The organism is Leeuwenhoekiella sp. A2 (assembly GCF_047946655.1).
Lineage (GTDB): Bacteria > Bacteroidota > Bacteroidia > Flavobacteriales > Flavobacteriaceae > Leeuwenhoekiella.
The window spans coordinates 3,330,921-3,352,376 of the sequence record NZ_CP172311.1 but is presented as its reverse complement, the minus strand read 5'-3'; the positions used below and the strand labels follow the sequence as shown (position 1 = coordinate 3,352,376).

The window sequence follows — 21,456 nt, the reverse complement described above, 5'->3', positions numbered from 1 at the left end:
CAATATCATGTAAGTTACTACTTATTAACTTAAATAAAGCTGTAAAATCGCAAGTATATCCTTCGTGTTTAAATAACACAATTACAGGCTTTAAAAGCCTAGATCTCGCTGTATTTCTTCAAGTTCTATAACATCATGCGCCTCCTGCAGTGTGGGGACCACCATAATTTCTTCTGGCACAACGTCTATCTTAATACCTTTATTAACAATAACAAAAGACTTTTTACTGGCTCTTTGCTTATTAGATATCACCAGAAAAGAAAGCAATTCTTCCAGGGATAACTCATCATATTTTAAAAGATCAATAACCAGATTTTCATCTGAAAAAGACTTAGGAACAACAAATTCTAAAAAGGAAGCAAATTCCTTAACACCGTCTTCTTCATCACCTAAAATAGTATAGGTCTCTTTTTTATCTACCTGCATTATGCTTAATTTTTGAAGCTAATAAATATATTACTGCCATACGTATAGCAACACCATTTTCAACTTGGTTAAGGATTATGGCTTGCCCAGAATCTGCTACGTCACTTGTTATTTCTACACCTCTGTTAATTGGCCCCGGGTGCATGACCACGATCTCTTTATCTAAAGATTCAAGAAGCTCTCTGTCTAAACCATATTGTTGCGTATACTCTCTGGTACTGGGAAAATAACTAATATCCATTCGTTCATTTTGAACGCGTAGCATATTTGCCACATCGCACCAGTTTAAAGCTTTTCTTAGATTAAGCTCTACTTCTACTCCCAGAGATTCAATATATTTAGGAATAAGTGTTTTAGGACCGCAGACTTTTACTTCTGCTCCCAACATTTTTAGTGCAAAGATATTTGATAAAGCCACTCTGCTATGCAAAATATCGCCTACAATGACCACTTTTTTACCAGCCACTTCGCCTAATTTTTCCCTTATAGAATATGAATCAAGCAAGGCCTGAGTAGGGTGTTCATGCGCGCCATCACCTGCATTAACAATGCTGGCTTTAATATGTTTACTTAAAAATACTCCAGCGCCCGGATTAGGATGCCGCATCACAACCATATCTACTTTCATAGACAGGATGTTATTCACAGTATCAATAAGCGTTTCTCCTTTTTTAACTGATGAAGCTCCCGCAGAAAAGTTGATCACATCTGCACTGAGACGTTTTTCTGCAAGCTCAAATGAAAGTTTGGTACGTGTGCTGTTTTCAAAAAAGAGGTTAGCAATGGTAATGTCGCGTAGAGAAGGGACTTTTTTAATGGGTCTGTTTATAACCTCCTTAAAATGATCTGCAGTTTCAAAAATGAGATCTATATCTTCCCTCTTGATATATTTTATTCCTAATAAGTGATTTACACTTAATTCGCTCATTCTGTTTGGCTATAGTTGTGGTATTCCTTTTGTTATGCTTACTCTTTTAGTACAATTACACTGTCTTCACCGTCTTTTTCCTTCCACTGTACTTTTACTTTTTCTTCGTTGATTGCATCTACCTGTCTGCCCTTATAATTGGGTTGTATGGGCAAGTGTCTGCTAAATCGTCTGTCTATGAGCGTTAATAATTCTACTGCTTTTGGTCTGCCAAAACTTTGCAGCGCAGTAAGGGCAGCATTTATACTTCTACCCGTATAAAGAACGTCATCCATAAAGACCACGTTTTTATCTTCTACAACAAAATTGATCTTAGTTCTGTTTGCTTCAAGTGGTTTATCACTTCTTCTAAAATCGTCTCTAAAGAAGGTAATATCGAGGTAACCAAGCCTAATATCGGGTATTTTATACTCTTCTTCCAGCAGCTTTTTTATGCGTTCTGCCACATAAATACCTCGTGGCTGTATGCCTATTAAAACAGTATTTTTAAAGTCAGTATGATTTTCAATAAGTTGACAGGCCAGGCGGTGGAGAATTATATTTACTTCTTTAGCGTTAAGCAACACTTTTTGGCTCATAGTAGCAAATGTACATATTTTTTGATGAAGGAAAATGAAATATACTTACCGCAAATAGTTAATCATCCTTATTTTTTCTATTAAAAATACCTAAACCAAAGGGAAAAACGAGAAATATAAAGAAATACCAGCCTGTTACTAATCCTATTATTGTAATAGCTGCGGCAATTATCATTAACAAAACAGAGCGATCTGGCATTTGCATAACAAAAATTTATTTTACGCCTTGTGTAGCTGGCGGGATCGTCCATTTATTATGCAGCTCCAGATAGCTATAATCTAAGGCGCTTGGTTGACTTTCTAAAATATGCTCCTGAAATGAACGCTGCAAAATATCTTCTATATAATAGTCTTCTTCCACATTTACGGGATCAAATTCTTCTTTCAAAGAAATATCAAATAAACTCGCCGTGGTATTCAGCCAAAAAGCTTTCCATCCACTGCGAAATTCTTTTATAAGATCAAATGTGGTAATACCGGTCTGGCGGTGAATAAGTTTAACCAGTATCTGCCCCTCTGTGCGTGTAAGTTTCTTCAGTTCATCTGTAAACTCATCTTCCACATAACGTTGTATGATACGCGTGTAACGCCTCCTGTCGCTGTTGCTTTTCATACTGTCCAGTCGTGCGTTGAGTTCAACCAGTCTGTCTGCAGCGAGTTTTGCATAGGGATAAACCTTACGTGTTTTTCGTCTCAGGATTAAATAGCGCCTTCGCTCAGTATCATCTTTAAATTTTAGTTTACCAAAGACGATAACCTCTTCCAGATCGATAGATTCTCGAGGTACAGTGTCGCCTTCAATAATGTAGTATTGATATTCAAGACTATCTGCATCAATCTTATGCTTCTCTTGTGCGTGCACAGAAAAGGAAAGTACCATTAAAAAAAGGGGTAACCAGAATTTCACTTTTAATTTTTTCATAGCTTAAGCGAAAACTGTTCCAAAAGTAACGAATCGCATAATAACGCTCTTAGATTGAGTTTAATATTCTTATTTTCGTGGAAAATTGAATTTTTATGGCAAATAGTATATTAAATGATAAGTCACTTGACTTTCTTGAAAACTATCTTAATAATGCTTCTCCCACAGGATATGAATGGGGCGGACAAAAATTATGGATGGAATACCTTACTCCTTATGTTGACGAATTTATCACAGATACATACGGCACAGCTGTAGGAGTCATTAACCCTGACGCAAAATATAAAGTTGTTATAGAAGGCCACGCAGATGAGATCTCCTGGTATGTAAATTATATTACAGACAATGGCCTTATTTATGTAATACGCAACGGTGGAAGCGATCACCAGATCGCACCTTCAAAAATCGTTAACATCCATACTAAAAAAGGTATTGTAAAGGGCGTTTTTGGCTGGCCTGCGATTCACACTCGCGATAAAAGCAAAGAAGAAACACCTAAGTTGGATAATATTTTTATCGATATAGGTTGTAGCACAAAAGAAGAAGTAGAAAAAGCAGGAGTTCATGTAGGTTGTGTTATAACCTACCCAGATACATTTCATGTGCTTAACGAGAACAAATTTGTTTGCCGTGCACTAGATAATCGTATGGGTGGTTTTATGATTGCAGAAGTTGCTCGACTTTTAAAGGAAGGTGACAAAAAGCTTGATTTTGGGCTATATGTTGTAAACTCTGTACAGGAAGAAATTGGTTTACGTGGTGCAGAAATGATCACACACCGTATTAAACCTAATGTTGCTATTGTGACAGATGTTACGCATGATACAACAACACCAATGATAGAAAAGAAAACTAACGGTCTGGCCGAAATAGGTAAAGGTCCTGTTATTTCTTACGCGCCGGCAATACAGCAAAAGCTACGCGATCTTATAATTGATACTGCAGAAGACAAAAAAATACCTTTTCAGCGTGCTGCCAGCAGTCGTGCTACTGGTACAGATACAGACGCTTTTGCATACAGCAATGGTGGTGTAGCTTCAGCTTTAATTAGTTTACCGTTGCGCTACATGCACACAACTGTAGAAATGGTGCACCGTGAAGATGTTGAGAATGTGATCAAACTTATTTATGAAAGCGTTCTAAGTATTAAAGAAGGTGAGACTTTTAGCTATTTCGACTAATTAAATTATTGTCATGCTGAACTCGTTTCAGCATCGCATCAAACTTTTCTTAGTGCGACCCTGAATAAATTCAGGGTGACGAAAAGCCGAAGGATTAAAATTCAGATAAAACAAAAAGCCCGAACAGAATTCTGTTCGGGCTTTTTTTATGATTTACAAAAGTCTTATCTAATCCTGCTTCACAAACTTCATTGCTGCAGAATTAATACAATATCTCAAATTTGTAGGTGCCGGGCCATCGTTAAAAACATGACCTAAATGCAATCCTGTAGATTTTTCTATCACCTCGTCTCTGCTCATACCATGACTGTTATCTTTTACCCAGATCACAGCATCATCATCCATTGGTTCTGAGAATGCAGGCCAGCCCGTACCAGAGTCAAATTTATCTTCAGAACTAAATAATGGTTCGCCGGTTGCCGCGCTTACATAAATTCCCTTCTCGTGATTGTCATAATACATATTTCTAAAAGGTGGCTCAGTTCCTTTTTTAACCATGATCTCATATTGATCATCAGTTAATTTTTCTTTCCAGACTTCAGGAGATTTGCCTTCAGGATAATCTGTAGGAAGTGCTACTTCATTACCATCACTTTTCTTGTCGCTGTTTTGACAAGAAACCTGAGAAAGGCTGATTAAAAAGACAGCAGCTATTAATGTTGATCTTGTGATATACTTTTTCATTTTCTATTTTTTTGGTGGAAACCCACATTTATTGAGTCGTAGAGACAGCGGTTTCCTTTCCTGGTTCACAAATTTACAGCAGCTTTGCTCTATTTTTAGACATTTAATATTTCCTTATCATATATCTGTCATACTTCAGCCTAAATTTGGATTATGACCATTTCTGAAGAAAATCTTGAGGAAATCTTATCGAGCCCGGAAGAAGCGGCCCGCCTCGCAGATCTCATTTACGTTACTAGCGAAAATTTAAAAATCACCCGTAAAAGGGATAAAAACGGCTTTTCTTATGACAAAAACGGAAAACCGGTTAAAACTAAAAAATTACTCAATCGCATACATAAATTAGTGATTCCGCCGGGCTGGGAAGATGTACGCATAGCCGAACCTGAGAACGGGCATCTGCAAGCTGTAGGACGTGATGAAAAAAATCGTAAAGTTTATCTCTATCACGATGTATGGAACAAACTACGCAATGAGACCAAGTTCTTTAAAATGGCGTCTTTTGCTAATATTTTGCCGCAAATACGCAAACAGGTAGATCTTGATCTTGACGGTGAAGAAATGACCCGGCGCAAAGTACTTGCTCTTGTCATTCGCCTTATGGAAGAAACTCACATACGTATAGGTAATGAGTGTTATGCCAGACGCAATAAAACCTACGGACTTTCAACACTACGCACGCGCCATGTGAAAACTACCGCGCAGAACATGCGTTTTAAATTTGTAGGCAAAAAAAGTAAAGAGCACGATATCACGATTACAGATAAAAAACTTATAAAACTGGTAAACAGATGTGAGGAAATCCCGGGCTGGGAACTCTTTAAATACTACGACGACCGCGGTAACAAGCATACTATAGACAGTGGCATGGTAAACGATTATATACATGAGATAAGCGGCGATCTCTTTTCTGCTAAGGATTTTAGAACCTGGGGCGCCACAAAAATTTTCTTTGAAAGCTTACGCGAAAGCGGATACATTGCAGATGAAAAAGCAAATGCTAAAAACATCCTTACCGCGTATGACGCTGCGGCAGCAGGCTTGGGAAATACACGCGCAGTCTGTAGGAGCTATTATGTACACCCGGCTATTGTAGAGAGCTACGCCAGCGGAAGTATAGTTCCTTATTTTAAAAAGGTAGAAACCATAAAACAGAAAAAAACAGACTTACTCTCTCAAACCGAAAAAGTCATTGCAGAGATGCTCTCTAATTATGAAGTAGAGTTTTAATCCTGCAAAAAAAGAGCTGTCTTATATAAATCTAAAATTTGCTGAGAAGCTCCAATTTTAAGTTTTATATAACGGTTATTCATTACTGGTCACCTTTCTATTTTTCACCTAATTAAGTACCTTTGCAGCTTGGTAAAAAAAATGGCAGAAACACAAGAATATATTGAGGTTTATGGCGCTCGTGTGCATAACCTTAAAAACATAGATGTAAAAATTCCCCGCGAAAAATTAGTTGTTATTACCGGCCTTTCAGGCAGTGGTAAAAGCTCCTTGGCTTTCGATACTATTTACGCAGAAGGACAGCGTCGCTACATTGAAACTTTTTCGGCATATGCCCGTCAATTTTTAGGTGGTCTTGAACGACCTGACGTTGATAAGATTCAGGGTCTGTCACCCGTTATTGCGATAGAACAAAAAACAACAAGTAAGAGTCCGCGGTCTACGGTGGGAACAATTACAGAGATTTATGATTTCCTGCGTTTGCTCTACGCGCGAGCCAGTGATGCTTATAGTTATGTCACCGGTGATAAAATGGTAAGCTACAGCGACGAGCAAATTAAAGATCTTATCATTTCAGATTTTACAAACAAACGCATCAACATTCTTGCTCCTATTGTAAGAAGCCGTAAAGGGCATTACCGCGAACTTTTTGAACAGATCGCAAAACAGGGTTTTGTAAAGGTGCGGGTAGATGGCGAGGTGCGAGATATAGTAAAAGGAATGAAAATAGACCGGTACAAAACACACGACATAGAGATCGTGATAGACCGGTTAAAAATTGAAGAAAGTCAGGATATCGCAAAAAGATTGCTTGAAACTATAAACACTGCCATGTATCATGGTGATGACGTTTTGATGGTTCTTGACCAGGATACTCAGGAAGCGAGATATTTTAGCAGAAGTTTAATGTGTCCTACATCCGGAATTTCATATCCTAATCCTGAACCTAATAACTTTTCATTTAATTCTCCTAAAGGAGCTTGTTCTAAATGTAACGGTATTGGCCAGTTACAAGTAGTAAATCCTGATAAAATAATACCAGATAAATCTAAGTCTATAAAGGCCGGTGGTCTTGAACCACAAGGCCCGCAAAAAAGCAATTGGGTTTTTAAGCAACTTGAGATAATTGCCCAGAGGTTTGATTTTAAATTGAGTGATCCTATTTCTGAGCTTTCTAAAGATGCTATAGAAATGATTCTTTATGGTGGCAAGGAGAAATTCTCAGTCGAGTCAAAAACCCTTGGTATTACACGTGATTACAAGATAGATTTTGAAGGTATTGCTAATTTTATAGAAAATACTTTTCACAATAATGATTCTGCTTCCTTAAAGAGATGGGCAAAAGCCTATATGGATAAGATTGATTGCCCAGAATGTCATGGCACGCGGCTACGTAAAGAATCGCTTTACTTTCGTGTAAACGAAAAAAGTATTGCAGAACTGGCTCAGATGGATATTCTTGAGCTTGCAGATTGGTTTAAGGTTTTGCCCAAAAGCCTGAGTGAAAAGCAAATTGCAATAGGTGAAGAAATCATTAAAGAAATAAATGCTCGCATTCAATTTCTTGTAGATGTGGGTCTTACCTACCTTTCTCTTAACAGAAGTTCTAAATCGCTGTCTGGTGGTGAAGCGCAGCGTATACGTTTAGCTACACAAATAGGTTCACAACTTGTAGGAGTTTTGTACATTCTCGATGAACCAAGTATAGGCTTGCATCAACGTGATAACGAGAAATTGATCAATTCACTGGTTTCATTAAGAGATATAGGGAATTCTGTACTAGTGGTAGAACACGATAAAGATATGATCTTACGTGCAGATCATGTTATAGATATAGGGCCACGAGCTGGTAAACACGGTGGTGAGATTATTAGCGAGGGAACGCCGGAAGAACTCTTTAAGCACCATACATTAACCGCCCAGTATCTTAATGGAGAAAAGGAGATTGCCATTCCCGAAAAAAGAAGAGCAGGCAACGGTAAGGAGATCGTACTTAAAGGTGCAACTGGTAATAACCTGAAGAACGTAAATATTAAACTTCCGTTAGGTAAAATGATAGTTGTAAGCGGTGTTTCTGGCAGTGGTAAGTCAACGCTCATCAATGAGACGCTTTATCCTATAATGAATGCGCATTATTTTAATGGTGTAAAAACTCCGCAGCCTTATAAATCTATTAAAGGGCTTGATAATTGCGATAAAGTAATTGATATTAATCAATCGCCAATTGGCCGTACGCCACGCTCAAATCCTGCTACTTATACAGGCGTTTTTAGTGAGATACGCAGTCTATTTGCAAAGATTCCGGAAGCTATGATACGCGGGTATAAACCGGGTAGATTTAGTTTTAATGTTGCCGGCGGGCGTTGCGAGACCTGTAAAGGTGGTGGTCTGCGTGTGATCGAGATGAACTTCTTACCAGATGTTTATGTAGAGTGTGAGACTTGCCAGGGTAAGCGTTTTAACAGAGAGACTCTTGAGATACGGTATAAGGGCAAATCAATATCAGATGTGCTTGAGATGACCATAAATGAGTGCGTTGAGTTTTTTGAGCATATTCCCAAAATATACAGAAAGGTAAAAACTATAAAAGATGTGGGGCTGGGTTATATTACCCTTGGTCAACAATCTACAACACTTTCGGGCGGTGAAGCGCAGCGTATAAAACTCGCTACAGAATTATCTAAACGTGACACAGGAAACACTTTCTATATACTCGATGAACCTACAACCGGTTTACATTTTGAAGATGTACGCGTACTTATGGATGTACTTAATCGTTTAGTAAATAAAGGCAATACAGTGTTGATCATAGAACATAATATGGATGTTATTAAAATGGCAGATTATATTATAGATATAGGATACGAAGGCGGAAAAGATGGCGGGCAGGTCGTGGCAAAAGGAACACCGGAAGAAGTAAGCAAAAATAAAAAGAGCTATACCGCCCAGTTTTTGAGAAAAGAACTAATTTAGGCGGTTTTGGTTTCGCACCAAAAGCTTTTTAGTAACGTTAAAATTTATAATGAGAAACGAGAATAAACATAAAGGTTGGAATGAGATTAAAACCAATGACTCTTGGGCAATATTCAAGATCATGGGTGAATTTGTTAGCGGATTTGAAAAACTAAGCCGCATTGGGCCATGTGTTTCCATCTTTGGAAGCGCACGCACAAAACCAGATCAGAAATACTACAAATTAGCATCAGAAATCGCACAAAAGATAGTAGATAATGGCTACGGTGTTATAACCGGTGGTGGTCCCGGTATTATGGAAGCCGGTAATAAAGGCGCACATCTGGCAGGTGGTACATCTGTAGGTCTAAATATAGAATTGCCATTTGAGCAACATGACAACCCTTATATTGACAGTGACAAGAGTATTGACTTTGACTATTTCTTTGTGCGCAAAGTAATGTTTGTAAAATACTCGCAAGGTTTTGTGGTCATGCCGGGAGGTTTTGGCACGCTAGACGAGCTTTTTGAAGCTATTACGCTTATACAGACAAGAAAGATCGATAAATTTCCTATTATTTTAGTAGGTACAGATTTCTGGAAAGACCTGCTGGGCTGGATACGCACTACACTTCTTGACAGTTTTGCAAATATTAGTGATGCAGACGTTGATCTTATTCATCTTGTAGATACTCCAGATGAAGTTATTGACGTTCTTAATGAGTTCTATTCAGAATATGAACTTAGTCCTAATTTCTAATAAAAGATAATTACCAATCCGGTTACTTCAATTTTACGTTAGATATTAAAGATGATCTCTCAATTCTTTTTGATGCCCGTTTTCCCTATTAATTTTCTAAATATAAAGGATTGAGCAAGTACTTGTCCTTCTATGTTTTATGCCTTCTGCTCTGTGCTAATCCTGCATGGAGCCAGAACCGCATTACAATACATGCTAAGTTAAACGCTTCCGCGAAAACGATACGTGTACAGGAAGAAGTAGTATTTGTAAATACTACAAATGATACGCTTAACCAATTGTATTTTAATGACTGGGCAAACAGTTTTTCATCTAAACAATCTGCGCTGGCAAAACGTTTTGCTGAAAATTATGATCGTAAATTTCACCTTGCAAAAAATGAAGAGCGCGGGAGCACAACCATAAAATCAATCTCAGATAGTAAGTTTAGCTTTCTTGATTATCACAGACTTGATGACGCCATAGATATTGTAAGAGTACAATTGCGCAACCCTGTCTATCCCAGGCAGGAGTATAAGCTCAATATCTTTTATGATCTTAAATTGCCAGATGCCCGTTTTACTGAATATGGCGCGTTACCTAATGGTGATTTTAATTTACGGTTCTGGTATTTGAGCCCGGCGGTCTATGATGGCAAATGGGAATATTACAGCAATAAAAACCTAAATGATCTTTACACTGCGCCAACTAATTTTGACATTACTTTTAATCTTCCGCAAGGTTATGAGGTAACTACAGACCTTGAAAAAACCGCCCTACAGACTCAAAAATCGGCCGAATCTGTTATAAAATTGACTGGTACTTCCAGAAATAGCGCGCGAATTTTCCTGAAAAAGATTTCAAATTTCGAGACTTTTAAAACGGAAGATCTTTCGCTAATAAGCAACATTTACGATAATAAAGTAATTGCTCCCAGCAGAGCTATAATTGCAGATAGAATTGTAAGATATCTCAACGACAAACTGGGCCCCAACCCTTTTGACAAATTATTGATCACCGAAATTGATTACAAGGAGAATCCTGTGTATGGTCTTAATCAACTTCCCGATTTTATTAGGCCTTTTCCAGATGGTTTTCAGTATGAACTTAAAATATTAAAAACCAGCATAAGCAATTATGTAGACAATACGCTTTATGTAAATCCTCGTACAGACAGATGGGTCACAGACGGGATCAAGACCTATCTTATGATGGAATATATGGATAGATATTATCCTAACCTCAAAGCCTTTGGAAGTCTGGAGAAGTCTTGGCTGGCAAGTAAATTTGACGCATCACAATTAGAATTTAACGATCAGTACAATTTACTTTATATACACATGGCGCGTCTTAATCTTGACCAGGCGCTTTCTAAACCTTACGATTCTCTTATAAAATTCAATAAAAATATAGCCAATAAATATAAGGCAGGCAGCGGCTTTCATTACCTCTCAAAATATCTTAACAGTGATCTTGTGGATCGATCTATTGCCGATTTTTACAATGACAATAAATTAAAACTAACATCATCTGAAGATTTTAGGAAACTAATAGAAAACAGATCAGGAAAGGATCTTGAATGGTTCTTTGGTGACTATGTAAGTACACGTAAGAAAATAGATTATAAGATACAGAATGCGTACAAAAAAGGTGACTCTCTTGTTGTCACCTTAAAAAATAAGCGCAACTCCCAAATGCCTATTTCTTTGTACGGGCTTAAAGGAGACAGCGTTGTTTCTCAACAATGGGTAGATGGTTTTAAAAATCTAAAAAAAGTTACTATAGCGGCAGATAGTGCAGATCGGGTTGCTCTCAACGTAAAAGGCATCGTCCCTGAGTATAACAGGCGTAATAATTACAGAAAGGTTAATCCTTTCATCGGTTTTAATAAACCGGTTCAATTTAAGTTATTTCAGGATATCGAGAACCCTGCTAAAAATCAGGTTTTCTTTATGCCGGTTTTTGAATATAACCTGTATGATGGTCTTACAATTGGAGCAAAAATGTATAATAAAACGCTTCTTTCTAAACCATTTAGTTATAAAATAGAGCCTCAATACGGTTTAAAGTCAAAAGCCATAATTGGTGGTCTGGGCTTCACCTATACGCAAAATATAGAAGAGGGTAATTTGTATGCGATACGTTATGGATTCTCAGGGAATACCTTCTCTTATGCGCCAGATGCTTTTTACACAAAATATACGCCCTTTATCACATTTGGTTTTCGTACTGATGATTTAAGATCAGACAAAAGTCAGTCTTTAACGCTTAGAAATGTAAATGTAAACAGAGACAAGTCTAATGTCATTACTAACGATGATCCAGACTATAATGTCTTTAATATTAGATATTCAAACAATAATCCCGGTGTAATAAATGCCTTTAACTGGGAAACAGATTTTCAACTGGCAAAAAAGTTTAGCAAACTTTCATTTACAGCTAAATACAGAAAAGTTTTCTTAAACAACAGGCAGTTTGATTTGAGAATATTTGCCGGTACATTTTTATACAATGACACCCGTAATGATGGTGATTACTTCAGTTTTGCATTAGACCGTCCTACAGATTATATGTTTGACTATAATTACTACGGTCGTTCTGAAAGTTCTGGTCTCTTTAGCCAGCAGCTTATTCTTGCTGAAGGTGGTTTTAAATCTATTCTTGATACGCCATTTGCAAATCAATGGATGTTTACAGCCAATACCAGCACAACCTTATGGCATTTTATACATGGTTATGGCGATATAGGTTTGCTCCATAATCAGGGGCTCAACACAAAGTTTGCGTATGACAGTGGTGTACGTGCCGTGCTGGTAGAAGATTATTTTGAGCTATTCTTCCCGGTATATTCTTCAAACGGATGGGAAATTGCCCAGCCCCATTACGATCAGAAAATCAGGTTTATTGTGACGCTTAGTTTTAGAACATTATTTAATCTATTTACCAGAAAGTGGTATTGATTGTATTGAAATAGATAAGCTTCCGCGAAAAGTTATTAGGATTAATTTAATAAAAATAAATCAAAATCTACTTTTAGTATCAAAAAGCCGATTTTAAGGCTAAAAATTGCGATTTTGATACTTTCCTTATTTTTCAGAGCATTGTTTGTCAAGTGAATTTTGTCTATTTTTGTCAAACAACCTTTCTAAACTATGGCTATAAAATCTGATTCCCTCACGCAACTCTCTTATGAAGATTTTAAGGTAACCGTCCTTGAAGATTATAAGATCGCTGTCACGAGCCGTGAATGCAGTATTTTAGGCCGTCGTGAAGTTCTTACAGGCAAAGCAAAATTTGGCATTTTTGGCGATGGTAAAGAAGTACCACAGCTGGCAATGGCTAAAGCTTTTAAAAATGGCGACTGGCGCTCAGGATACTACAGAGACCAGACATTTATGATGGCGATAGGTGCCTATTCTATAGAAAACTTCTTTGCAGGGCTGTATGCTCACACTAGTATAGAGCACGATCCCATGAGTGCCGGTAAGCAAATGGGCGGGCATTTTATAACCCACAGTTTTAATGAAGACGGTACCTGGAAGAATCTATTGAATCAGCGTAACAGTAGTGCAGATATTTCTCCTACAGCAGGTCAAATGCCAAGACTATTAGGTCTGGCGCAAGCTTCAAAAATATTTAGACATGCGTCTAATAATTTAAATGCTACAGGACTTTCAGATAAAGGAAATGAGGTAGCCTGGGGTACTATAGGTAATGCCAGTACGAGCGAAGGATTATTTTTTGAAACTATAAATGCGGCCGGCGTCTTGCAGGTACCTATGGTAATCTCTATTTGGGATGATGAATATGGTATTTCTGTGCATGCTAAACACCAGACTACAAAAGAAAATATATCTGAGATTCTCAGCGGTTTTCAGCGTAATGAAAATGAGGCCGGATATGAGATAATTACAGTAAACGGTTGGGATTATCCCACTTTAGTGGAAACTTTTGAAAGAGCCGGTGCTATTGCCCGCAATGAGCATGTACCCGTTCTACTGCATGTGAAAGAACTCACGCAACCACAGGGTCACTCTACTTCAGGATCGCATGAGCGCTACAAGAGTGCTTCCAGATTAGAATGGGAGCGTCAATACGATTGTAATGTTAAGATGCGAGAGTGGATGATAGCAAATCAAATTGCTACCAATGAGGAACTTTCAGAAATAGAAAAGAATATAAAGCGCAATGTTCGCGAGGGGAAGAGAAAAGCATGGGAAGCGTTTATAAATCCTATAAAAGAAGAAAAGAAAAAGCTACTAGTACTTATTGATGAGATAATAAATAAAAGTAGTAATACGCAGTTTATTAGTCCGATAAAAAACACCTTAGTAGAAGAAAAAGACGCTCTTAAAAATGATCTTTTAATAGCTGCCAGAAAAATATTACGATTTCTCACCAAAGAGAATTTTGATGCAAAAACCAAGCTACAAAACTGGATCACAAATTATATAACAAATTGCCAGCCACAATATAGTGCTCATCTTTATAGTGAGCTTGAAAACCGCGCTACCAATATAAAAGAGGTCTTACCTGTATATAATGACGACTCTCAAGAAGTAGACGCGCGTATAGTATTACGTGATAATTTTGATGCTATTCTATCAAATAATCCTAAAACATTAATTTTTGGTGAAGATTCTGGTGCTATAGGTGATGTAAATCAGGGTCTGGAAGGTCTACAGGAAAAGCATGGTGCTTTACGAGTAGCAGATGTGGGTATACGGGAAGCAACAATTATAGGTCAGGGAATTGGTATGGCTTTACGTGGCTTGCGCCCTATCGCCGAAATACAATATCTGGATTATATTCTTTATGCCATTCATACCCTGAGCGACGATCTGGCGTCGTTGAGATATCGCACACATGGTAAACAAACCGCTCCTTTAATCGTTCGTACACGTGGACATAGATTAGAAGGTATCTGGCATAGTGGTTCACAAATGAGTGCGCTTATTCATTTACTACGTGGAATTTATATTCTCACTCCGCGAAATATGACAAAAGCCGCCGGTTTTTACAACACGCTGTTAGAAAGCGATGAACCCGCTCTTATAGTTGAATGTCTTAACGGGTACAGAATTAAAGAGAAATTACCAGCCAACATGGGTGAGTTTAGAACACCTATAGGCCAAATTGAAATAATAAAAGAAGGTACTGACATCACATTACTTTCATACGGAAGCACACTTAGGCTCGTCATGGAAGCTGCCAATGCACTTATGAGCGCCGGTATTAATGCCGAAGTTATAGATGCCCAAAGTTTAATGCCTTTCGATATTAATCATGATACTCTTGAGAGCGTTAAGAAAACAAATCGCCTGCTGGTTATCGACGAAGATATGCCGGGAAGTACTTCTGCTTATCTCTTACAAGAAGTAACCGAAAAGCAGGGAGCTTTTAAATATCTGGATAGCGCACCACAAACACTTAGTGCTCAACCACACCGTCCCGCGTATGGATCTGACGGTGACTATTTTAGCAAACCATCTGCCGAAGATATTTATGAAAAGGTTTACGACGTAATGCGAGAAGCTAATCCTTCAGATTTTCCTAAACTTCGCTAGATTCTAAAGTATTATAAAAACAAAAAACTCCCTAAAATAGGGAGTTTTTTGTTGCTTTTAACCCGATTTTTATACTAAGGGATCCACTTTTTTTCGAAGTTTGGTTTCCGTTTTTCAAGAAAGGCATTTCGGCCCTCTTTAGCTTCTTCTGTCATATAGGCGAGTCTTGTTGCTTCTCCCGCAAATACCTGCTGCCCCACCATACCATCATCAGTAAGGTTCATGGCAAATTTGAGCATCTTTATTGAAGTAGGTGATTTTGCCAGGATTTCCTGCGCCCATTCATAAGCGGTATCTTCCAGCTCGTCATGTGGGATAACAGCATTTACCATTCCCATCTCGTAAGCTTCCTGTGCTGAGTAGTTTCGACCTAAAAAGAAAATTTCTCTAGCTTTTTTCTGACCTACCATTTTAGCCAGATAAGCAGAACCATAACCGCCATCAAAACTCGTGACGTCTGCATCAGTCTGTTTAAAAATCGCGTGTTCTTTACTAGCGAGCGTGAGATCACAAACCACATGTAAACTGTGACCACCACCCACAGCCCACCCCGGTACAACTGCTATTACTGCCTTTGGCATAAACCGAATGAGCCTCTGCACATCAAGAATGTTTAATCTATGGTATCCATCTTCACCTACATAACCCTGATCACCTCTTGCTTTTTGATCACCACCACTGCAAAAACTATATACACCATCTTTAGGTGAGGGACCTTCTGCAGATAATAGAACAACACCTATGCTTGTATCTTCCTGAGCATTATGAAAAGCATCAAGAAGCTCTGCGGTAGTTTTGGGTCTAAATGCATTACGAACTTCTGGCCTGTTAAAAGCGATTCTCGCAACGCCGTTAGATTTTTTGTAAGTAATATCGTCGTATTGTTTTACAGTATTCCAAACGATCTTTGGCATAAAATTGATTTTTGTCAAAAATAACCTGATTCCAACTCTTAATCAAAAGAATTTCTATTTCTTATTTACGACGCTCTTATAAATCTGCTTTTAAAAAAGCATTTGGTCGGCAATTACCACTATTTCATCGTTTCTTATTCCTTTCCTATTCTGGAAAATAAAATGTTAGAAAGACTCCCGACATTTATATAAAATATAAAACCTTATGAAAGTATTAGAGTCACAATTTAGAAATCAGATAGTTGCCCACACTTCATTCGAATTTGGAAACCTATATTTCTTTAAAAATTGTGTTGTGAGTGAGATTAATGAAGGTTTTATTATTGACAAGGAAGAGGCTCTTGAGCTAGGCCAGGAAATCTTAAAATACTTTGATGAAAAGATACAATTCTATGTAATCACAAATCGCATACACTCTTATTCTATAATGCCTAGTGCTCAACGATTTATATCGCAATTTAATAAAAGAATTTTAGCTGTTCATTTTGTGACTTACGATCCTCTTGCGATGCGAACAGCAAGATTTGAAAGTATTTTTTCTTCTGTTAAGATTATGCACTTTACAGATATACATCATGCTATATTAGCAACAAAACAAAGGTTAGTCTCTTAAAAACAGAAAGCTTCTTATTGCTCTTTTAGAATAATGCCATCTTCAAGAATATCAATTTGACGTTCTTTATAAAGCACCCCAACCGCTTTCTTAAAGCTTTTCTTGCTTAACCCTAATTGCGCCTGAATTTCTTCTGGGCTACTTTTATCATGAAGATCCAGTCTGCCACCATTGGCTTTCATTTCGTCCAAAATATAATTGGCATTAGGCTCTACACTTTTATAGCCTTCAGGCTGAAGAAGAACATCTATTTTACCATCTTCGCGTACACGTTTTATATAGGCGGGAAGTTTGTCACCTACGCGCAGATCTTCAAAAATTGTATCTTTATAAACAAGACCTTTATACTTTCCATTAATAATTACATTGGCACCATTATCTGAATAATGAGACACCATGATCTCCACTTTATCAAACTTGCTAACATCAACATTTTCATTCTTTAAAAAATTGTTGAGTTTAGTAGAACCTACGAGGCGGTTTGATTTTTCATCAAGATACATATGAGTGACATAGTATTGCCCTTTTTTCATAGGCGTAACCTGATTTGCAAAGGGCACAAACAATTGTTTTTCTATTCCCCAATCTACAAAAGCTCCTATAGAACTCACATCTGTGCAACGCAAAAAAGCAAAACCATCTTTTTCTATAAGTGGTTTTAAAGTAGTTGCAACGGGACGCTCATCGTTATCAAGATATACATATACATACAACTCATCACCTATTTCAAATTCTTTAGGCATGTATTGACCCGGCAATAAAACTTCATCACCTTCTTCGTTTACTAAAAATAAACCCGGGCTTGTATCTCTGTCTATTTTTAGATTATGGTAAGCGCCTATTTCTAACATAAAAAATAATTAAGCCGTAAAATTACACAACTATAAGCAACCAAAGTAAAATTAAAGAAGTATTCCTTTAATAATAAGAAATAAAAAAGCTGCTATTTTTTAAGATAGCAGCTTTTTTCAAAATATGATTTGATCTATTAGTTATAAACAGATTCTTTACCAAAGTGTTTTACAAGAAGATAATAAACGACAGCACGATACTTACTTCTGTTAGATTTACCATAATTATCCATCACAGCGTCAATACCTTCCATAAGTTTTGGTCCATCGGCAAGACCTAATTTTTTAATTAAGAAATTTTTCTTAACCGTTTCTAATTCAGATTCGCTACTAGATGATACAGTAGAAGAATCCTGATTGTAGATAGAAGGTCCACATCCTATGGTCACTTTGGTTAACAGGTCCATATCTGCTTCATGACCTACTTTTTCTTTTAGGTCTGTAGCATATTTGGCTATCATTTCATCTCTTTTACTCATGATAAATTCGAATTTTGTGTGTTAATAATAATTTGTGAATTTAAATATACATAAAATAAAAGTGCATTGATCGATAGCCCTTATTTGATGAAGTCAAAGTACTTTAAAAGCACTTTATCGTTGATTTTGCGCGGTGTGTGGATTTCTAATAAGGCTGGTTGACTATTTAAGCGAAATAATTCACCAATTTCAGAATCGAGCTTTTCTTCTGTTGATGCTGAAAAATAAGCTATATTATACATTTTGCATAAATGTTCTGCTGTGAAATCGTGCACAGTTTCAAAAAAAGTATCAAACTCCTCAGAATCTTTGTTACCGGGTAAAATACGGAAGATCCCACCGCCCTGATTATTGATAAGTATAATTTTAAAATTAGAAGGCATATAATTATTCCACAGCCCGTTGCTGTCATAGAAGAAGCTCAAATCGCCGGTTATAAGTACAGTGGGTAAATTACTCCCGACCGCTGCCCCTACCGCTGTAGAAGTACATCCATCAATACCACTTGTACCTCGATTACAAAAAACCTGTAATGTTTTATCAATATCAAAAAGTTGTACATACCGTATGGTAGAACTGTTGCTTAGTTGCAGCATAGATGCACTTGGTATTTTATTAAGCACATGCTCAAATGCCTTTAGATCACACCACTCAATATTTTGTATATATTTTTTATGCAACTCATCCCTGCGCTCTCGCAACTGCAACCACTTTGACTGATAACCGCTTTCGACGAAAGTCAACTTAGTCGTTAACTGCTCTAAAAAGTGATTGGGACTCACCTTAAAATGCCTGTTTAAACAGAAAAATGTATCATAAGCTTTTTTAGGATCAACATGCCAATGTTGTTGTGGTTTGTAATTTCTTAAGAAAGCTTTTATTTTCTTTGAAATTATCATACCTCCCATTGTAAGCAAAATATCGGGCTGTAGCTCTTGAAATTCGCTATCATCAAGCGAGCCGATAAGATTATCTATACGCGTAAAGAAATTAGGATGATGCGTGTTAGATGTCGTTTCAGTAAACACTAATACGCTGGGATCATTGCCTAAAATATTCAGATACTTTTGTTCAATAGAATTAGGGTTAAGTACTCCTATTATTATAATCTTCTTTTTAGCACTGTTCCAAATATTAAGAAAAGGTTCTAACTCACTTTCTGAAAGTGTTTCTTCCCTGATCTGCGGATTTACAACAATGGGCTTTACGGTTTGCTCTTCAACGGTTTTATAAAGGGGCTCGTAAAACGGAACATTGATATGCACCGGCCCCTGCTGTACTATCGCAATATTTAAAGCTTTATTAATTTCCTGGTGATTATGCTTTTCTGCCTCTCCCTGCTTTTGCAATAATTTTGCATCAGTTACCGGCTCTTCAGGAACCAATTCTGAATATAAATTAGCCGAATATAAAATGTGATTTTCAAAAACATTACGCTGCCGTATCGTCTGCCCATCGCCAATATCTATACGCTCAATAGGCCTGTCTGCAGAAATAATGACTAAAGGAATATCGCTGTAAAAAGCTTCAGAAATTGCCGGATAGTAATTGAGAAGTGCGCTTCCGCTGGAACATACCAATGCAACAGGTTTTTTAAGTTGCTGGGCCAGGCCCAAACCAAAAAAAGCTGCGCTACGTTCATCTACCACGCTATAGGTTTTTATATCAGGATGATGCGTAAAACCAATTGTTAATGGCGCATTACGAGATCCTGGCGATATAACTACATGATCTATCCCCTTAATAAGACATAAATGCACGATAGATTGGGAAACCGGTATATTAGAATATTTCATTAACTATTTTAATCTTTTAATTAGGCAGAACCCTGCTCATAGTTCTGGCTTTTGCACAAGTTTCTTCCCATTCATCTTCTGGCACAGAAGATTTGGTAATTCCGCCGCCTACATATATATGAACTGTGTTATCTTTTATTTGCATACAACGCAGGTTTACAAATAACTCTGTAGCAGTAGTAATGGCTCGATAAGCCAGATTCTCGGTATTCCTTCTGTTGGTGCTTCTTGTGCTTATTATTTCCATATTTAATTCACCCAGAAAACCAGTGTAAAATGATCGAGCATAAGTTTCATTATTTGCTATAAAATCCTGAGCAAGATGTCGCGGCAAACCACAAACTGCAGGAGTAGGATGTAACGCTGCAACTATCTCGTTGATTGTAGGCGATTTTTCATCTAAAACTGCATTAATTTGGGTCGATAAATGCAGTATATTTCCCGCTTTTTGGGTTATTCTGGGCGATTTTTTTAAATTACCCACTCCTATTTCTTTCAATTTATGGCTTATTTCATCTACAACAAGCTGCTGCTCTTCCTTTTCCTTTTCTCCCCATTCCACATCCAGCGTTCCTTTATAAATTTGAGTGCCTGCCAGCGCCATCGTCTTTAATCTGTTTCGCTTAAGCGAAAGAAGAGTTTCCGGAGACGCCCCCAGCCAAAGGCCTACTTTAGGATGAAAAAAGATATAGACAAATGCCTGCGCATATTTTTGTAACAATGATTTGAAAACCTCGAAAACGTCTGTTGCAGGTAAAGTTATGATTTGCTCGCGCGACAAAACCACCTTTTGCAATGCTGATTTTTCTATGGTTTTGATCGATTTTTGAACTAAATCTACATGTTTTTGTTTCTCTTCTTCTGTAGAATTAAATCCTGTAAATTCCTTTTCATCTTCTAAAGTTGTAGACTCAAATTGAGAGGTTACAATTTTTGCACCCTGTATAATTACGGCCGGTTTATCTATATCATAGGGTGAAAAAACAAATCCTTTTTCGGTAAAATCTAAGACAGTATTAAGATCATCATTAGGTTGTAGTAGCGCATTCACTGGTAATTCTCCCGGTTTTCTATATGCTACAAACGGTAAGTTTTGCACGCGCTGATGGTTCAGATGCTCAAAAAAATCTGAAACTGTCATTATTTATTTTTAGGAAGTGTTATAGTTGTGAGTTTGACGACTGAGATTAATTCGCCGGCCTCGTTTGTAACGCGTATATCCAAAAGTTGTGTTGTGCGCCCTTTGTGTAAAAAAGTAGCTTTAGCGAAAACATATCCCTGAGAGATACTCTTTAAATGATTAGCAGAAATCTCGATCCCCCGAACAATATAATTATCAGAATCTAGAAAAATATAACTGGCAGCGCTGCCTACGCTTTCTGCAAGTGCGACCGTGGCACCGCCGTGTAGTACACCATCAGGCTGGTAAACTGTTTTATTAACAGGCATTTTTGCAGTAAGGTAATCATCTCCTACGTCAATAAACTCAATATTAAGGGTTTCCATCAATGTGTTTTTGCAAATCTCTGTGCATCTTTCAAGAACCTCCTCCTTGGTATAATTCATACATAATAGTTTACTTTGTAAAGATACAAA

The 21,456-nt window shown here is 37.4% G+C and carries 19 protein-coding genes; 7 read left to right on the top strand and 12 right to left on the bottom strand.

Going from position 1 to position 21,456, the window contains the following annotated elements; all coding sequences use genetic code 11:
• Window positions 1–90: 90 nt before the first annotated feature.
• From ACH3PA_RS14735 to ACH3PA_RS14715, 5 genes are read right to left on the bottom strand one after another with little or no spacing between them, the layout of a single operon-like run.
• Window positions 91–426 (bottom strand): ribonuclease Z, encoded by a 336-nt coding sequence (locus ACH3PA_RS14735; protein ID WP_416442836.1) that lies wholly within the window; start codon window positions 424–426, stop codon window positions 91–93.
• Window positions 413–1,354, bottom strand: a complete 942-nt coding sequence (locus ACH3PA_RS14730; protein ID WP_416442838.1) for an aspartate carbamoyltransferase catalytic subunit — start codon at window positions 1,352–1,354, stop codon at window positions 413–415. Before ACH3PA_RS14730 ends, ACH3PA_RS14735 begins: the two co-directional genes overlap by 14 nt.
• 38 nt (window positions 1,355–1,392) lie before the next feature.
• Window positions 1,393–1,932, bottom strand: a complete 540-nt coding sequence (gene pyrR / locus ACH3PA_RS14725) for a bifunctional pyr operon transcriptional regulator/uracil phosphoribosyltransferase PyrR (protein ID WP_416442840.1) — start codon at window positions 1,930–1,932, stop codon at window positions 1,393–1,395.
• Window positions 1,933–1,990: 58 nt separating this feature from the next.
• On the bottom strand, window positions 1,991–2,137 hold the full coding sequence (locus ACH3PA_RS14720; protein ID WP_416442842.1) for a hypothetical protein: 147 nt from the start codon (window positions 2,135–2,137) through the stop codon (window positions 1,991–1,993).
• Window positions 2,138–2,146: 9 nt separating this feature from the next.
• Window positions 2,147–2,854 carry a DUF4294 domain-containing protein gene (locus tag ACH3PA_RS14715; protein WP_416442844.1) on the bottom strand — a complete coding sequence of 236 codons (708 nt, stop codon included), beginning with the start codon at window positions 2,852–2,854 and terminating at the stop codon, window positions 2,147–2,149.
• A gap of 95 nt (window positions 2,855–2,949) precedes the next feature.
• Here ACH3PA_RS14715 and ACH3PA_RS14710 point away from each other — a divergent pair, with 95 nt between their 5' ends.
• Window positions 2,950–4,035, top strand: coding sequence for a M42 family metallopeptidase (locus ACH3PA_RS14710; RefSeq protein ID WP_416442846.1), 1,086 nt, complete (start codon window positions 2,950–2,952; stop codon window positions 4,033–4,035).
• A gap of 168 nt (window positions 4,036–4,203) precedes the next feature.
• Here the strand turns inward: ACH3PA_RS14710 and msrB are convergent, their stop codons facing one another.
• On the bottom strand, window positions 4,204–4,719 hold the full coding sequence (gene msrB, locus ACH3PA_RS14705) for a peptide-methionine (R)-S-oxide reductase MsrB (RefSeq protein WP_416442848.1): 516 nt from the start codon (window positions 4,717–4,719) through the stop codon (window positions 4,204–4,206).
• Window positions 4,720–4,872: 153 nt separating this feature from the next.
• Here msrB and ACH3PA_RS14700 point away from each other — a divergent pair, with 153 nt between their 5' ends.
• The 5 genes from ACH3PA_RS14700 to ACH3PA_RS14680 all read left to right on the top strand — a co-directional run bounded on the left by ACH3PA_RS14700 (window position 4,873) and on the right by ACH3PA_RS14680 (window position 15,207).
• Window positions 4,873–5,949: a DNA topoisomerase IB gene (locus ACH3PA_RS14700; RefSeq protein ID WP_416442850.1), complete on the top strand. Its 1,077-nt coding sequence runs from the start codon at window positions 4,873–4,875 to the stop codon at window positions 5,947–5,949.
• A 141-nt stretch (window positions 5,950–6,090) separates the two neighbouring features.
• A complete protein-coding gene (gene uvrA, locus ACH3PA_RS14695) occupies window positions 6,091–8,922 on the top strand; it encodes an excinuclease ABC subunit UvrA (protein ID WP_416442852.1) in 2,832 nt (943 codons plus the stop codon).
• Between the two features lie 49 nt (window positions 8,923–8,971).
• On the top strand, window positions 8,972–9,661 hold the full coding sequence (locus tag ACH3PA_RS14690; RefSeq protein ID WP_416442854.1) for a TIGR00730 family Rossman fold protein: 690 nt from the start codon (window positions 8,972–8,974) through the stop codon (window positions 9,659–9,661).
• Window positions 9,662–9,771: 110 nt separating this feature from the next.
• On the top strand, window positions 9,772–12,600 hold the full coding sequence (locus ACH3PA_RS14685) for a metalloprotease (RefSeq protein ID WP_416442856.1): 2,829 nt from the start codon (window positions 9,772–9,774) through the stop codon (window positions 12,598–12,600).
• A gap of 192 nt (window positions 12,601–12,792) precedes the next feature.
• A complete protein-coding gene (locus ACH3PA_RS14680) occupies window positions 12,793–15,207 on the top strand; it encodes an alpha-ketoacid dehydrogenase subunit alpha/beta (protein WP_416442858.1) in 2,415 nt (804 codons plus the stop codon).
• 74 nt (window positions 15,208–15,281) lie between these two features.
• Here ACH3PA_RS14680 and ACH3PA_RS14675 read toward each other — a convergent pair whose 3' ends face one another.
• Window positions 15,282–16,121 carry a 1,4-dihydroxy-2-naphthoyl-CoA synthase gene (locus tag ACH3PA_RS14675; RefSeq protein ID WP_416442860.1) on the bottom strand — a complete coding sequence of 280 codons (840 nt, stop codon included), beginning with the start codon at window positions 16,119–16,121 and terminating at the stop codon, window positions 15,282–15,284.
• A 205-nt stretch (window positions 16,122–16,326) separates the two neighbouring features.
• Between ACH3PA_RS14675 and ACH3PA_RS14670 the strand changes: the two genes are divergently transcribed.
• Window positions 16,327–16,734, top strand: a complete 408-nt coding sequence (locus ACH3PA_RS14670) for a hypothetical protein (RefSeq protein WP_416442862.1) — start codon at window positions 16,327–16,329, stop codon at window positions 16,732–16,734.
• A 14-nt stretch (window positions 16,735–16,748) separates the two neighbouring features.
• Here ACH3PA_RS14670 and ACH3PA_RS14665 read toward each other — a convergent pair whose 3' ends face one another.
• From ACH3PA_RS14665 to ACH3PA_RS14645, 5 genes are all read right to left on the bottom strand, one after another.
• Complete coding sequence (locus ACH3PA_RS14665) at window positions 16,749–17,585, bottom strand: S1 RNA-binding domain-containing protein (protein ID WP_416442864.1); 837 nt, start codon at window positions 17,583–17,585, stop codon at window positions 16,749–16,751.
• A 137-nt stretch (window positions 17,586–17,722) separates the two neighbouring features.
• Window positions 17,723–18,064 (bottom strand): DUF2853 family protein, encoded by a 342-nt coding sequence (locus tag ACH3PA_RS14660; RefSeq protein ID WP_416442866.1) that lies wholly within the window; start codon window positions 18,062–18,064, stop codon window positions 17,723–17,725.
• Window positions 18,065–18,144: 80 nt separating this feature from the next.
• The gene (gene menD, locus ACH3PA_RS14655) at window positions 18,145–19,860 is read right to left on the bottom strand and encodes a 2-succinyl-5-enolpyruvyl-6-hydroxy-3-cyclohexene-1-carboxylic-acid synthase (protein ID WP_416442868.1); all 1,716 of its coding nucleotides are present in this window, start codon (window positions 19,858–19,860) and stop codon (window positions 18,145–18,147) included.
• Window positions 19,861–19,876: 16 nt separating this feature from the next.
• Window positions 19,877–21,001 (bottom strand): chorismate-binding protein, encoded by a 1,125-nt coding sequence (locus tag ACH3PA_RS14650; RefSeq protein ID WP_416442870.1) that lies wholly within the window; start codon window positions 20,999–21,001, stop codon window positions 19,877–19,879.
• Window positions 21,001–21,426 carry a PaaI family thioesterase gene (locus ACH3PA_RS14645; RefSeq protein WP_416442872.1) on the bottom strand — a complete coding sequence of 142 codons (426 nt, stop codon included), beginning with the start codon at window positions 21,424–21,426 and terminating at the stop codon, window positions 21,001–21,003. The genes ACH3PA_RS14650 and ACH3PA_RS14645 overlap by 1 nt, the downstream gene beginning before the upstream one ends.
• Window positions 21,427–21,456: the final 30 nt, after the last annotated feature.